This window comes from Variovorax ureilyticus, from assembly GCF_037889935.1.
In the GTDB taxonomy this organism is placed as follows: Bacteria; Pseudomonadota; Gammaproteobacteria; order Burkholderiales; family Burkholderiaceae_C; genus Variovorax; species Variovorax ureilyticus.
The window spans coordinates 51,642-64,450 of the sequence record NZ_JBBKZU010000014.1 but is presented as its reverse complement, the minus strand read 5'-3'; the positions used below and the strand labels follow the sequence as shown (position 1 = coordinate 64,450).

Genomic DNA, 12,809 nt, shown 5'->3' with positions numbered 1-12,809 from the left:
CCCTGGAACCATAAGAGACCAAGGAGCACTTGCTTCTTGGAACCGCTCAACCGCATATATCAACCGACTGGAAAACAAAATCATGCTTGGCGCCGACGTACTCGTGCAAATGTTGATCAACTACGATGTGGATGTACTGTTCGGCGTGCCGGGCGACACCAACGTTCCGTTCTACGAGGCCCTCCAGCGCCGCAAGGGCGACATCGAACACGTGATGGCTCGGGACGAACGTTCAGCCGGGTTCATGGCGGACGCATATGCTCGCCTCACGGACAAACCGGGCATCTTCGAATGCCCATCGGGGGCTGGAGCAATGTATTCGCTGCCCCCGGTCGCTGAATCCAACGCATCTTCCGTCCCGGTCATCTTGCTGACGATCGACCTGCCTCTACCCGGCGAAGGCCGCGGGATGATCACCGAGCTGGATTGCGCCCGACTCTTCGAACCTGTGACGAAGATGTCGGTCCAGATCAAGTCGGCTGAGAAGCTGCCTGAGATCATCCGCCGCGCGTTTCGCGTGGCGTGCTCTGGCACCCCTGGTGCGGTGCATCTGCAAATCCCTGAGGATATGCTGCTGGCCGAGATTGATCCGGCCAAGATCTCGCTGCACGCAGAAGAAGAATGCAAGACCTTTCCGGCCTTCCCGATGGGCCCTGCGCCGGGCAAGCTCGAAAGCCTTTTCGAGCTGCTGGCCTCCGCGCGCAAGCCGCTATTTGTTGCGGGCGGCGGCGTGAATCGCTCTTGCGCGGGCAGCGCGCTCACCGAAGTTGCACAAGCGCTGAACATCCCAGTTGTGAACACCATCACTGGTCAGGGCGTGCTGCCGGATGACCATCCCCTCGCCATCGGTGTGATCGGAGACAACGGCTTCCACCCACATGCCAATCGCGCGCTCGAGGAATCAGACCTGACCATTTTCATTGGCTCGCGCATGGGCTCTGTCGTTACGGTCGGTTGGACGTTCCCCAAATCATCGCTGAACAAGCGAGTGGTTCAGATCGACATCAATCCCGAGCGTCTGGCGAACAACTACGAAAACTTGCTGTCTATTGCTGGCGACGCACAACTCGTGCTCAACCAGATCCTGCAGACGGTGCCGAAGGACTTCGATCAGACGCGTCACCAGGCGTGGGTTAACCAACTCAACGGCTACCGCTCGAATTTCTGGGAACACGCGCAGGAGGTCCTGAATTCCGACGAATTTCCGCTGCGTCCTGAGCGCGTCGTGCAGGAATTCAACAAGCGATTGGATGCCTATGGCAAGGCTGTCCACATCCTTTCGGATGCAGGGACACCGACTCCCTACATGACCCGCTTCCTGCGCATCGGCGATCGCCGGACGCGCTTCGTGATCCCGCGTGCCTTCGGCGGCCTGGGGTCAGCCATTCCGGCCGTCGTTGGGGCCTGGTACGCAGATCGCAATCGCCGTCCGATCGGTATGTTTGGCGATGGCTCTTTCAACATGACAGTGGGCGAACTGGAAACGCTCGTACGCAAGAAGGTGCCTGCACTGCTGATGTTGTTCAACAACGGTTGCTTCGGATGGATCAAAGGCTTGCATCGCCTGAAGGGCCATGAAGAGTGCTTTGGCGTTGACTTCCTCCCGCCGCGTGGTCAAGCCATCGCAGAAGCGTTCGACATCAAATCCTGGACTGTGGAGACGCCCGAGCAGTTGATCAAGGCGCTCGATGAAGCCTTCGCGTACGACGGCCCATGCCTCATGGATATTCGGGTGGAGTCGTTGGCCGACCGGGTACCACCCGTGTACTCGTGGCTGAACAAGAAGGGTCGCGATCCTCTGGCGCTGAAGCCTGAGGACGTCGCCTACGTCTGATTTCAGGTGGCGTTGACCAAGGCATTCTTGCCATCACAACGCCACATCATCTTTCCCTCCCAAGCTTCTTCGAGAATCGCCATGACTCAATTCAAGTCCGTGCTGGAACGCTGCGGATTCAAGACCGCCGAATTCACCGAAGGCAGCCTCACAGTGCGCTCGCCCATTGACGGTTCAATCCTGGCTCAGCTCCAGGAGACACCTGTCGACTCCATGCAAGCGGTCATCAACCGCTCCCACGCTGCATTCCTCACCTGGCGGATGGTGCCAGCGCCCGTGCGCGGCGAACTCGTGCGGCTGTGGGGCGAAGAACTCCGCGCCGCCAAGCAGGATATTGGCCACATCGTCTCTATGGAAGTCGGCAAGATCGTTGAGGAAGGCCTGGGCGAGGTGCAGGAAGGCGTGGACATTTGCGAGTTCGCGCTGGGTCTGTCGCGTCAGCTGCACGGCAAAACGATCGCCTCGGAGCGCCCAGGCCACAGGATCATGGAGCAGTTCCACCCGTTGGGCCCGGTCGCAGTTATCACAGCGTTCAATTTTCCTAGCGCCGTGTTCGCCTGGAACGCCGCGCTGGCACTGGTCTGCGGCGATCCCGTGATCTTCAAGCCTTCGGAGAAGGCGCCGCTTTCGGGCTTGGCCACGTTCAAGGCATTGGAGCGTGCGATAGCCAAGTTCGGTGACCGTGCGCCCGAAGGGCTGGCGCAGATCGTCGTAGGTCTGACGCCATTGGCCGAGGCTCTGGTCGAAAGCCCCAAGATCCCCCTGGTCTCGGCCACCGGTTCGACCCGCATGGGTCGAATCGTGGGGCCCAAAGTGGCAAGCCGCTTCGGAAAGCGCATATTGGAACTGGGCGGTAACAACGCGATGATCGTTACTCCTGCGGCAGACCTAGACATGGCCGTTCGCGCCGTGCTGTTCGGGGCTGTAGGCACGGCCGGCCAGCGGTGCACATCCTTGCGCCGCGTGATCGTGCATCGCAGCGTCAAGGACGCGCTGCTGGAGCGAGTCCAGAAGGCATACGGCAATCTCCGAATCGGAAATCCACTCACGCCCGGAAATCTCGTGGGACCGTTGATCGACGAGGGCGCCTTCACTGCCATGCAAAAGTCCCTCGAAACGGCGCAGGCCGAGGGCGGGAAGCTGCTGCGTGGAGGCAAGCGCGTGCTCGAAAAGGAATATCCAAAAGGCTTCTTCGTCGAACCCGCGATCGTTGACATGCCGAGTCAGACGGCAATCGTGAAGCACGAAACCTTCGCTCCGCTCCTCTACGTGCTGACCTATGACGATCTCGAAGAGGCCATCGAACTCAACAACGACGTGCCGCAGGGCCTGTCGTCCTGCATCTTCTCCACCAACATGCAGGAAGTCGAACTCTTCATCTCTCAGGCTGGCTCGGACTGCGGGATGGCCAACGTCAACATCGGCCCGAATGGTGCGGAGATCGGCGGCGCCTTCGGCGGTGAGAAAGAGACGGGGGGAGATCGCGAAAGCGGTTCGGATGCGTGGAAGCAGTACATGCGCCGTACCACCAACACGATCAATTTCTCGAAAGAGTTGCCGCTGGCCCAAGGCATCAACTTCGGTTGACCGCAACAGACCTGGAGGGTCCCGAGCCCCTGCAAGAACGAGAATAGAGATATGACGAAGACAGTTGCGGTGCTCGGTGCAGGAATGGTCGGCGTGAGCTGTGCTCTCGAGCTACAGCGCAGAGGCTGGGATGTGGCATTGCTCGACAAATCCGCACCCGGTCATGAAACCTCCTATGGGAATGCGGGCGTTCTCGCCCGCAGTTCCCTCATGCCGATGAACAATCCGGGTCTGTGGGCTTCATTGCCCCGGCTGGTGCGCAACACCAGTGCCCAACTGCGCTATGACCCGGCGTTTCTGCTCCGAAACGGGCGCTGGATGGCCAGGTTTCTTTACAGCGCTCGACAGACCTGCTTCGAAGAGACGACGGCCGCTCTTGATTCGCTGATCAGACTGTCCGCAGATCTGCATCGCCAATGGTTGCCGGAAGCCGGGGCGCAAGCGCACCTGAGAACCAATGGATGGTTTTTTCTGTACAGATCTGCACAGGCGTTTGAGAGAAGCCAGCTGACCCGCGACACGCTGGACAAATTCGGCGTTGCGACACAGGTCCTCCAGCCGGTCGACATCCAGGCGCTGGAACCGAGCTTGAAGCCCATTTTTGCGAAAGCACTCTGGATCAAGGATGCCGCGTCGGTCGACAACCCGGGCGCGGTGGTAACCGCCTATGCCGAGCTCTTTGTTTCCCGGGGCGGCCGCATCTTGCGCGGCCAGGTCACTAAGCTCGCCCGTCTCAATGAGGACTGGCAGCTCTCCATCGGCCAAGAACAAGCTCTGCGCGCCAAAAATGTGGTGGTCGCGCTTGGCCCTTGGTCGCGAGAATTCTTGCGCGACAGCCTTGGATTATCTGTGCCGATGGCCTACGAGCGCGGCTACCACAGACACTTCAACGCGCAAGGCAGCGCCAAGTTGGAGCGGCCGGTCTACGACACGGGAGGGGGCTATGTGCTCACTCCCATGGAGATGGGCCTGCGAATGTCAACCGGGGTGGAGCTTGCCGACTTGAACGCACCGAAAAGCGATGCTCAACTCGAGCTCGCGGAAAAGGCTGCACGAGAGGCGTTTCCCCTGGCCGACAGCCGCGATGCCGAGCCTTGGCTCGGGAGCAGACCCACATTGCCAGACAGCCGGCCCGTGATTGGCGCCTCCAAGTCGGATCGCTCGCTGTGGTTTGCGTTTGGTCACCAGCATATCGGCCTAAGTACCGGTCCCGGAACGGCGATGCTATTGGCGGACATGATGGCAGACAAAAAGAGTTCTATCGATGCCGCGCCGTTCGCACCGTCGCGGTGGGGCCTGTGATGTCAATACGTTTATCAGCTGGATGCACGGAGCCCATCGGCCAAGACCGTTTCTCAAATAGCGCCATCCTGTCAGATAGGCGAGCACCTCGCTGAGTTCCCTCTCGGAGGTGGCGCGCTCGTCTGCCCTACCGCGACCCGAACTCCGCATTCCATCGCGCGATCAAGAGCGTCTCGATGTCCACCACGTTTCGCCCGGTCGCTGCTGCGACGGCGCGGCGGTACGGCGGCATATTTGTACATTCGAGCACGATGGTGTCCACTTCCGGATGCGCCGCCGTGAGGGCCTTGGCGGCATTCACAACGTCGGCTTCCGCTTGTTTGAGATCGAGTTGCGACTGATTGCCGAGGATTCGCGTGTGGAACTCGCTTCCTGGTTCAATCCCCTGCACGGGCGTCTCGGCTGGAACCCTGGCGGCAGCCAGAATCGATGAAGACATGGACGCCGCGTCAAACGTGACGATGCCTGGCGCGGCGTGGTCACGGCACTGGAGGATGCTGGACGTGATCACAGGGACTGGCACAGCGTCGGCCAATGCATCCTGGTAGGCAGCAAGAAAGCCACAGCTTGTGGTCAGCATGGCGGCACCCTGGTTCGCCAGTTCGGTCGCTGCGTCAATGAAAGGTCGTAGGAATCCCACGTCCGCGTCGCGGACGATGCGCTGTGGCGAGGCTCCCCGTACCACGGAGTAGCGAACGGGGATTCCAGCGCGCTTGAAGGTCTCCGGATTCCCGATGTCCCCCGGCGGGCGTGGGAACTTCGTATCGAGCATCAAGACACCGAGGAAGCCTGGTTCTGTGAATGGAGGCATGATGAGAATCGACTGGCGGTGGACGGTTGCTAAGTGACCGAACTTCGTCGGTCAATTTTGCGGCTAAGCACCAGCGACGTGTGGGTTTGGCTGATGCCGTCGATCAGGCCAATTTGATCGAGCAGTGCATCCAGCTTTTCAGGTGTCTCGCAGCGGAACAGCACCATGTAGTCATACTGGCCGCTCACCGCCCACACCTCTTCGACCTCCGGCAACCGCTCAAGGGCTCGAATGACCGCTGAGGCACTGCGCGCGTTGCAGCTGATCCCGCAAAACGCGCGCACCGCGGCATGTTCGATCCGCTGGCCGAGCCGAACACCGTAGCCCGCCACGATGCCCTCTCGCTCAAGACGAGCGATTCGCGCCACGATGGTCGTTCGTGCCACCTTCAGTTTTCTGGCTAGATTGGCTGCAGGCTCTCTTGCGTTGGCTTGCAACAGGCTCAGAAGATGGCGGTCGATGTCGTCCAGGCGAAGGTCCATGGCCTCACGGCTCCTCATTCGAAAGCCACATTTTTACATTGCGGAAGCGTTGGATGTTCTATCGGAGCTTCAGTTGGCGCATCGATCGGGCCAGTCGGGCGGCGCCTTCCTGGATACCAGTGACGTCTTGGGTTGCGAAGGAGAGCCTGAAGAAGGCGGGGTCCGCGTCCTCGGCGAAGAATGCGGAACCGGGAACGAACATCACGCCGTGTTCGATTGCGGCAGCCAGCCACTCCTGCGCGGAGACGCCGGGAGCGCGACCCCACATGAACATGCCGCCCTGTGGTTCGGGCATCTCGATCCGATTCCCGAATTGCACCTGCAGCGCCCCAAAGAGCGTCATCGCTCGATCGCGATAGCTTTCTCGCAGGATCGGCAGGTGCCGCTGGAAGGCGCCGGACTTCAAGTACCGTGCCGCGGCCGTCTGGGTCAACGTCGAAGCGTGCATATCATCCACTTGTTTCGCCAGGACGCAGGCGCGACGGATTGCAGGGGGGCCCAGCATCCAACCGATTCGAAGGCCTGGGGCCATTGTTTTGGACAGAGACGCCAGATAGATCAAGACTTCATCCGCGCCTTCGACGGCGTTCCTGGCCGCATGAATGGGAGCGGGCGGAGGCTTGTCGAAGTACAGCTCGCCGTAGGGATCGTCCTCGATCACCAAGCACTGATAGCGCACGGCGAGCTCGACCACGGCTCTGCGCCGGTTCGCAGCCAGCGTCAAGCCGGTCGGATTGCCAAATGTAGGCACGGTGTAGAGCACCTTTGGCCGGTACGTAGCCAGAGCGAATTCGAGGACCGCAACGTCCAGTCCCTCTTGGTCCATCGGGATCTGGTGGACTGTCGCGCCAGCGAAGCGGAAGGCCGACAGCGCTGCCGGGTAAGTAGGCGCCTCAACAAGCACTGCGTCACCTGGATTCAGCAAGGTTCGAGCGAGCAGATCGATCCCCTGCTGTGAACCACTGAGCACCAGAACGTCTTCCGGGCGAGCGTCAAGGTGCCGCTCGTTCGACAAAAGGGCAAGTTCGACGCGCAAAGACAGGTCGCCTTCCGTACCGCCGTATTCGAGCGCCTTTGCGAATTCCTCAGCCTGCAATTGGGCCAGCGAAGCCTGCAGGCCTTCTGCGTCCATGAGTTTGGGGTCGGGATACCCGCCGGCAAAAGAGATCATCCCGGGCCGCTCGGAAAATCGCTTGAGTTCCCGGATCGGCGAGCCAGGGGCGTTTGCATATCTCGAGCTGACGAACGAAGCAGTCATGGTGAGGCCATCCTTGAGATTTAGTGCTCAGCCGATCGATGCCGCGCGAAAGCGGCGCAGTTGCTGAAGGCATTGATCGAGAGACTGGTCCTGCTGAGCCTGATAGAGCGCGAATTCGTCCACCACCCTACGGCCCAGCGCGGCTTCGAACGCGCCCTTGTCACCACCGCTGACATCGATCTGGCCGCCACGGCTGCCGAGATTGGAGCGGAAGATCCCAGCGGCGCTGACCGGCAAAAAGTCCTGATAGACGACAGGCTCGACGGCAAGCCATCCACGCGAGAGGAGCTCGTCAACATCCATGTCTGGCGACGGCAGACCAGAGTTCGCGACCGCGCTGATCCTGTAGCGGAAGAACGCCAGGCGTTCGCGGCGAAGCGCTTCGAGATCGTCCGGGAATCCAGCGAATGCCGCTGCCAGCGCCTTTTCCGTGGGTACGCCGTCGCGTTCGGACTGGAGGGCGGCGGCCAAGCTTTTGTCGTATAGCTCACGACCCTTCCGAGTGAGCGCGATGCCTCGCTGCTCGATCTCTCCAAAGCGGGCCGTGTGAGTGCCTTCTACGGCTTGCCTCCCGGGAAATCGAATAGGCTCCTCCAGCGCGAGGAAGCTGGTTTGGCGCAGCAGAATTGGATGTTTGCGCTTGGGCGGACCCTCAATCTTGTCCTTGGCATTGATTGCCCGACGACGCATCTCGGATTGAGCGGCGTCGATGTCCAGAACGCGCGGCGTCAAGTGATTGATGTGCGGCCCCTTGAAGCACACGACGTCCGCAATCAACGGGTGCGCGGCGCGCAGCTTCCTGTAGGTCTCGATGTCGACCGTCGCATCGCCGTGCCAACGGAATGTCTCGAGTGCTTGCGCGACGAATTCCTCAGCGACATCTGTGCCCATGCCTCCTTCGACTTGAGCCTTCTCGATCAGTTCGATACAGCGCGGGGTAAAGATCTGACGAAGGCCCAGAATGCGTGCGGCCTCATCGCGCAACGCCGTGTTGGTGAGCAAGTCGAGCCTCAAAAGCGAGGTGAAGACGCGAAATGGGCTGTAGGCAAGTGCGGCATCATTCGTGGGACGGAACGCGGTCGCATGAACGGGGATTCCGGCCAAGGCGAGGTCGTAGTAGGCCACAGGCTCCATGCCCATTGCCGCAAACAGTCGCGCCATCGTCGAGAGCTCTTGGGCCGTGCCCAAGCGAATCGCTCCATGTCGCTCAATGTCCAGGCTGGAAAGTTGCCCCGTCTCATTCAGCTGCTTCGCCAAGGCCGGCGACTCGTGCAAGCATTCCGCGTTGACGTCGGCCACCAGGTCAAGCAGGGTCCCATACAAAGGGACCTCGGCGCGATACATGGCGGACAGCGCGCGGGAGAACATCGCACGCAATTCATCGGGATTGACAAAGCTGATTTGGGGCATGGCAGTGGAGTGGTTGAACGGTATGTGGGAATCCCGTGGGCAGAGTGCCAAGGCCTCGACTATCGTCTCGAACGCGACGCATGAATATCGTTCATTCAGAACCAAATCATGTTCAAATGGAATGAAGTAGGAAGGGGGTCCAATTGGTCAGGCATCTCCCCGGCCTCACCTTCCATTCGTCAGGCGCAAGATGTTCAAACGCGATTTTTTGCCCTCCATGGGTGTACTGATGGCCTTCGAGTGCGCGGCACGACACGGCAGCATCTCTCGGGCTGCCGAGGAGTTGCACCTCACGCAAAGCGCGGTTTCACGCCAGATCAAGCAACTGGAGGACCAGGTCGGGACAGTCCTCTTTCATCGCGTTCGCCAGCGGGTCGTGCTCACGGACGCTGGGCGCGTTTACGCAGCCGAACTGCGCACAGGCATGGAGTCGGTTTCCCAGGCGACACAGAGGGTGATGACTCTCGGCGGAGTTGGCGAGGTGTTGAACCTGGCCGTGCTACCGATGTTTGCCACACGATGGCTGATTCCTCGCATGAGCCGGTTTGTGGCCCAGTACCCGAAGGTCATCGTCAACTACGCCAGCAAGACAGAGCCCTTCGATTTCAATCGCGAGCCCTTTGATGCGGCGATCCACTACGGTGACGCTTTCTGGCCCGAAGCCTCGTGTACCTATCTGCTCGCCGAACGCGTTCTTCCAGTCTGCAGCCCGGAGTTCAAGCGTCGGCACCGGATACGCTCGAAGAGCGATTTGCCAGGCGAAACACTTCTTCAACAATCGACGCGACCTACCCAATGGGCCGAATGGTTCGATCAAGTTGGTGTCTCCACAACGGCCGCGATGCGCGGCCCGCGTTATGAGCAGTTCTCGATGCTGGTCCAGGCGGCTGCAAGCGGCCACGGAATTGCTCTGGTGCCGCGATTCCTGGTCGAAGAGGAATTGCAGACAGAGCGTCTGGTTCTTCTTTCGAACGAGGTGTTGGTCACCAAGCGTGCCTACTACGTCGTGCTTCCGGATACGGGAAGCGAAAATCCGCTCGCATTGGCCTTCCGGGACTGGTTGGTTCAAGAAGCCAAGGCTGTGCAGTCAGCGATCGATGCGCCTTCAAAGCGCCCAACTACGTCCGTCAAACTCGGCTAGGGTGATCGAAGAAAGGAAGGAGGCGATACCCTCGACACAGTGCAGGTTCACATTGACCTGATGTGGCGCAGACCTCGGATTGCAGTGGGTATGAATCCCACAGACGCCGCAGAAATAGTGGCGCGCCCGAAAGGTGCCGAACTGATAGAGGCGCAGCGAATCCTCTCCGGCCAGCAGTTCAAAGTTGTCGTTGGTCACACGGTGATGCAGAGCGCCCTTGAGCAGGCAGTAACTGCAGTTGCACCGGATGCCGCGCTCGATGTTGGATGCGAATGCAAACCGCACGGCGCCGCAATGACATCGGGCGGTATGTCGAGTTAAAGCGTCCATGCCCCCCGAAGGGATTGGCACCGGGGTCATGGCAGGATCAGGCGGCTACCGGAGTGGGCATCCGAATCACATTCTGCTCGGACGCCTTGAACCGGCCCAGGAACGCGCGAGTCGATTCCTGACGAGGATTGTCGATCACGATGGACGGTGGGCCGCACTCGGCAACAACGCCGTCACGCATGAAGATCACCTGGTCTGCGACTTCGCGCGCAAAGGCGATTTCGTGCGTCACGAGAATCATGGTCATGCCCTCCTTCACAAGACCCTTGATCACGTTGAGGACTTCGCCCACGAGTTCCGGATCGAGCGCCGAGGTCGCTTCGTCGAAGAGCATCACGGCCGGCTTCATCGCAAGTGCCCGTGCTATGGCCACCCGCTGTTTCTGGCCGCCAGACAGCTTGTCGGGGTAATAGTCAGCCCGCTCGGAGAGGCCCACTTTGCCAAGCAGTTCGCGCGCTCTCGCCTCGGCTTCTGCCTTCGATGTCTTGAGTACCGTGACGGGACCTTCCATGACATTCTGAAGCGCCGTCATGTGGGGGAAGAGATTGAAGTGCTGGAAGACCATGCCGGTCGACGCGCGAAACTTCGCGAGGTTCTTCTCCTTCGGCAGTGTGGTTTGCCGGCCGTTGAACTCGAGACTTTGTTCGCCAACGGTGATACGGCCGCCGTTCGGCACCGACAGCAGGTTGATGCAGCGCAAGAGCGTCGATTTGCCAGAACCCGATGGGCCAATGAGTGCAACCACCTGGCCTCGTTCGACCTGAAGGTTGATGTCCTTCAGGACCGTATTGCTCCCGAACGACTTCCTCAGTCCGGAGATCTCGATGATGGGACGGGACATTCAAGCCTCCTTCGGACCGGTACCGTATTCCAGGCGCTTGACCCAGACAGTGATGGGAAACAGGACAGCAAAGTAGGCGATCGCGGTGAAGGTGTAGACCTCCAAGGGGCGATACGTGTCATGGGCGATCACCTGACCTTGGTACAGCAGATCCGGAACGGCCAGAACAGACAGCAACGACGTGTTCTTCAGCTGCATGATCGACTGGTTCATCAGTGGAGGCGTCATCTTCTTGAAAGCCTGTGGCAAGACGATCCGCCGCATCAACTGAAAGCGTGTCATACCGATGGCTTTGGCGGCTTCTGTCTGCCCGGGATCGATCGAGATGATGCCGCCCCTGATGATTTCGGAGTAGAACGCTCCGCCGTAGAGCGCAAGACACAGGGTGGCAGCGCCGACAGCCGACAATTCGATGCCGGTCAGTACCGGCAACGCGTAGTAGAACCACACGAGCTGCACCAGGACAGGCGTGCACCTGAAGACCTCCACGTACGCACGGAGGGGTGTCGTGATGACCGGATTCGTCGAAAGACGGCCAAGACCGGCGAGCAAGCCTACGATCAAGCCCAGAGCGACGCACACGATAGTGAACAGAATCGTGTACCCAAGGCCCGACGCAAGAAGGGTGCGGTATTTCCACAGACTGCCGAAATCCCAGTCGTAGCCTGCGGCTGCCGCACCGCCCCCGAAATGTCGAACCAGAGCCCACAGGGCAACGGCGGTGATGAGCACGCCCGCCGCGACGCCCAATACAGAGCGATTGTTCGCAAGCGAATCTGACTCCACGTGTTGCATGGCCGGACCTCAGAATTTGATTTCGGACGGAAATGCGGTCGCGGGCACACCAGCAAGCTTTTCCATGTTCGTCAGGATGACCTTGCGAACCTCGCCTGTGCCGCGTACGCCCGCCAGCCATTCGTTCACTGCCTTCTGGAAGCTCGGATCGGGTTCCTTGCGAAGGCCAATGCTCACAGGTGCGGTGTAAACCGGTTGCGGGATGTACATCGTACCGAGCGATGCACGCTTCGCGAGCAGCGGCTGGGCCAGCAGGATCACGAGGATCTGGCAGTCCGCACGCCCGGACTGCAAAGCCATGGTTGCGGAACCGCTGTTTTCCAGACGCGTGACTTCAGCCTTGGGGAGCACGCGCGTGGCCAGCTGGTCGTGGCTCGAACCCACGTCCACGACGATCTTGTTGGCAGGTGAGTTCAGCTCTTCCCAGGTCTTGGAGGGAAAGCCTTTGCGGCACACAACCGTGTAGGTGTTGTCGAAGAGGGTTTCGGAGAAGTTAACGACTTCCTTGCGCGCCGGAGTGGGCGCCATTCCGAACATGGCATCGATCTTGTTGGACTGAAGGTCCAGGACCGCATTACCCCACGTCGTTTCAACATATTCGACCTTGGCTCCAAACGTCTTGGCCAAGCTCTCGGCGAAATCGGGTCCAAAGCCCTCCCACTTTCCGCTGGCGAGGTCCTTGTTGAAGTACGGCACCGCTCCAGCGACCGTTCCGACGCGCAACACCTTTGTGCGCTGGACTCGGGCCATGGTGGATTCGGCAGCATCCTGCGCCGTGCTGATCCCGGAGGTGCCAAGGCACGCAAGCGCGAGCAAGGCGTTGAAGAAAATTCGTTTGGTAATCACAGCATCTCCTAGCAAAAAGCTCGCCAATGTTGGTTTTGGAAACATCGTTTCCCCGGCAGCCACAGTCTAGGACGGGAGTCGGTCAGGCTGTAGGCGACACATCGTCATTGTGCCGCCTCGTTTTCGACGTTCCGCCTAAAAACTCGTCATTTCGTCAGCGAGCTAAATTCGG

Annotated in this window: 12 protein-coding genes; 4 read left to right on the top strand and 8 right to left on the bottom strand. The window is 60.1% G+C overall.

Going from position 1 to position 12,809, the window contains the following annotated elements:
• The first annotated feature begins 82 nt into the window (after positions 1 to 82).
• The 3 genes from WKW77_RS26550 (at position 83) to WKW77_RS26540 (ending at position 4,723) form a co-directional block, all read left to right on the top strand.
• Positions 83 to 1,834 carry a thiamine pyrophosphate-binding protein gene (locus WKW77_RS26550; RefSeq protein ID WP_340359891.1) on the top strand — a complete coding sequence of 584 codons (1,752 nt, stop codon included), beginning with the start codon at positions 83 to 85 and terminating at the stop codon, positions 1,832 to 1,834.
• 81 nt (positions 1,835 to 1,915) lie between these two features.
• Positions 1,916 to 3,421: an L-piperidine-6-carboxylate dehydrogenase gene (gene amaB / locus WKW77_RS26545; RefSeq protein ID WP_340359890.1), complete on the top strand. Its 1,506-nt coding sequence runs from the start codon at positions 1,916 to 1,918 to the stop codon at positions 3,419 to 3,421.
• Positions 3,422 to 3,472: 51 nt separating this feature from the next.
• Positions 3,473 to 4,723: an NAD(P)/FAD-dependent oxidoreductase gene (locus tag WKW77_RS26540; RefSeq protein WP_340359889.1), complete on the top strand. Its 1,251-nt coding sequence runs from the start codon at positions 3,473 to 3,475 to the stop codon at positions 4,721 to 4,723.
• Positions 4,724 to 4,850: 127 nt separating this feature from the next.
• Here the strand turns inward: WKW77_RS26540 and WKW77_RS26535 are convergent, their stop codons facing one another.
• From WKW77_RS26535 to hglS, 4 genes are read right to left on the bottom strand one after another with little or no spacing between them, the layout of a single operon-like run.
• On the bottom strand, positions 4,851 to 5,534 hold the full coding sequence (locus WKW77_RS26535; protein ID WP_340359888.1) for an aspartate/glutamate racemase family protein: 684 nt from the start codon (positions 5,532 to 5,534) through the stop codon (positions 4,851 to 4,853).
• Positions 5,535 to 5,563: 29 nt separating this feature from the next.
• Complete coding sequence (locus WKW77_RS26530) at positions 5,564 to 6,016, bottom strand: Lrp/AsnC family transcriptional regulator (protein ID WP_340359887.1); 453 nt, start codon at positions 6,014 to 6,016, stop codon at positions 5,564 to 5,566.
• Positions 6,017 to 6,074: 58 nt separating this feature from the next.
• Positions 6,075 to 7,274, bottom strand: coding sequence for an aminotransferase-like domain-containing protein (locus WKW77_RS26525; RefSeq protein WP_340359886.1), 1,200 nt, complete (start codon positions 7,272 to 7,274; stop codon positions 6,075 to 6,077).
• A gap of 27 nt (positions 7,275 to 7,301) precedes the next feature.
• On the bottom strand, positions 7,302 to 8,684 hold the full coding sequence (gene hglS / locus WKW77_RS26520; protein ID WP_340359885.1) for a 2-oxoadipate dioxygenase/decarboxylase HglS: 1,383 nt from the start codon (positions 8,682 to 8,684) through the stop codon (positions 7,302 to 7,304).
• Positions 8,685 to 8,874: 190 nt separating this feature from the next.
• Between hglS and gcvA the strand changes: the two genes are divergently transcribed.
• On the top strand, positions 8,875 to 9,825 hold the full coding sequence (gene gcvA / locus WKW77_RS26515; protein WP_340359884.1) for a transcriptional regulator GcvA: 951 nt from the start codon (positions 8,875 to 8,877) through the stop codon (positions 9,823 to 9,825).
• Here gcvA and WKW77_RS35170 read toward each other — a convergent pair.
• From WKW77_RS35170 to WKW77_RS26495, 4 genes are read right to left on the bottom strand one after another with little or no spacing between them, the layout of a single operon-like run.
• The gene (locus WKW77_RS35170) at positions 9,790 to 10,155 is read right to left on the bottom strand and encodes a GFA family protein (RefSeq protein ID WP_479694172.1); all 366 of its coding nucleotides are present in this window, start codon (positions 10,153 to 10,155) and stop codon (positions 9,790 to 9,792) included. The genes gcvA and WKW77_RS35170 overlap by 36 nt on opposite strands.
• Before the next feature lie 37 nt (positions 10,156 to 10,192).
• Positions 10,193 to 10,996, bottom strand: coding sequence for an amino acid ABC transporter ATP-binding protein (locus WKW77_RS26505; RefSeq protein ID WP_340359882.1), 804 nt, complete (start codon positions 10,994 to 10,996; stop codon positions 10,193 to 10,195).
• Positions 10,997 to 11,791, bottom strand: coding sequence for an amino acid ABC transporter permease (locus WKW77_RS26500; protein WP_340359881.1), 795 nt, complete (start codon positions 11,789 to 11,791; stop codon positions 10,997 to 10,999).
• Between the two features lie 9 nt (positions 11,792 to 11,800).
• Complete coding sequence (locus WKW77_RS26495) at positions 11,801 to 12,637, bottom strand: transporter substrate-binding domain-containing protein (protein WP_340359880.1); 837 nt, start codon at positions 12,635 to 12,637, stop codon at positions 11,801 to 11,803.
• Positions 12,638 to 12,809 lie beyond the last annotated feature (172 nt).

Excerpts from the sequence above, each read along its gene's own strand:
- WKW77_RS26540 (WP_340359889.1), top strand. The coding sequence starts at position 3,473 with ATGACGAAGACAGTTGCGGTGCTCGGTGCAGGAATGGTCGGCGTGAGC.
- WKW77_RS26550 (WP_340359891.1), top strand. The coding sequence starts at position 83 with ATGCTTGGCGCCGACGTACTCGTGCAAATGTTGATCAACTACGATGTG.
- WKW77_RS26500 (WP_340359881.1), bottom strand. The coding sequence starts at position 11,791 with ATGCAACACGTGGAGTCAGATTCGCTTGCGAACAATCGCTCTGTATTG.
- amaB (WP_340359890.1), top strand. The coding sequence starts at position 1,916 with ATGACTCAATTCAAGTCCGTGCTGGAACGCTGCGGATTCAAGACCGCC.
- gcvA (WP_340359884.1), top strand. The coding sequence starts at position 8,875 with ATGTTCAAACGCGATTTTTTGCCCTCCATGGGTGTACTGATGGCCTTC.
- WKW77_RS26525 (WP_340359886.1), bottom strand. The coding sequence starts at position 7,274 with ATGACTGCTTCGTTCGTCAGCTCGAGATATGCAAACGCCCCTGGCTCG.
- hglS (WP_340359885.1), bottom strand. The coding sequence starts at position 8,684 with ATGCCCCAAATCAGCTTTGTCAATCCCGATGAATTGCGTGCGATGTTC.
- WKW77_RS26535 (WP_340359888.1), bottom strand. The coding sequence starts at position 5,534 with ATGCCTCCATTCACAGAACCAGGCTTCCTCGGTGTCTTGATGCTCGAT.
- WKW77_RS26530 (WP_340359887.1), bottom strand. The coding sequence starts at position 6,016 with ATGGACCTTCGCCTGGACGACATCGACCGCCATCTTCTGAGCCTGTTG.
- WKW77_RS35170 (WP_479694172.1), bottom strand. The coding sequence starts at position 10,155 with ATGGACGCTTTAACTCGACATACCGCCCGATGTCATTGCGGCGCCGTG.
- WKW77_RS26505 (WP_340359882.1), bottom strand. The coding sequence starts at position 10,996 with ATGTCCCGTCCCATCATCGAGATCTCCGGACTGAGGAAGTCGTTCGGG.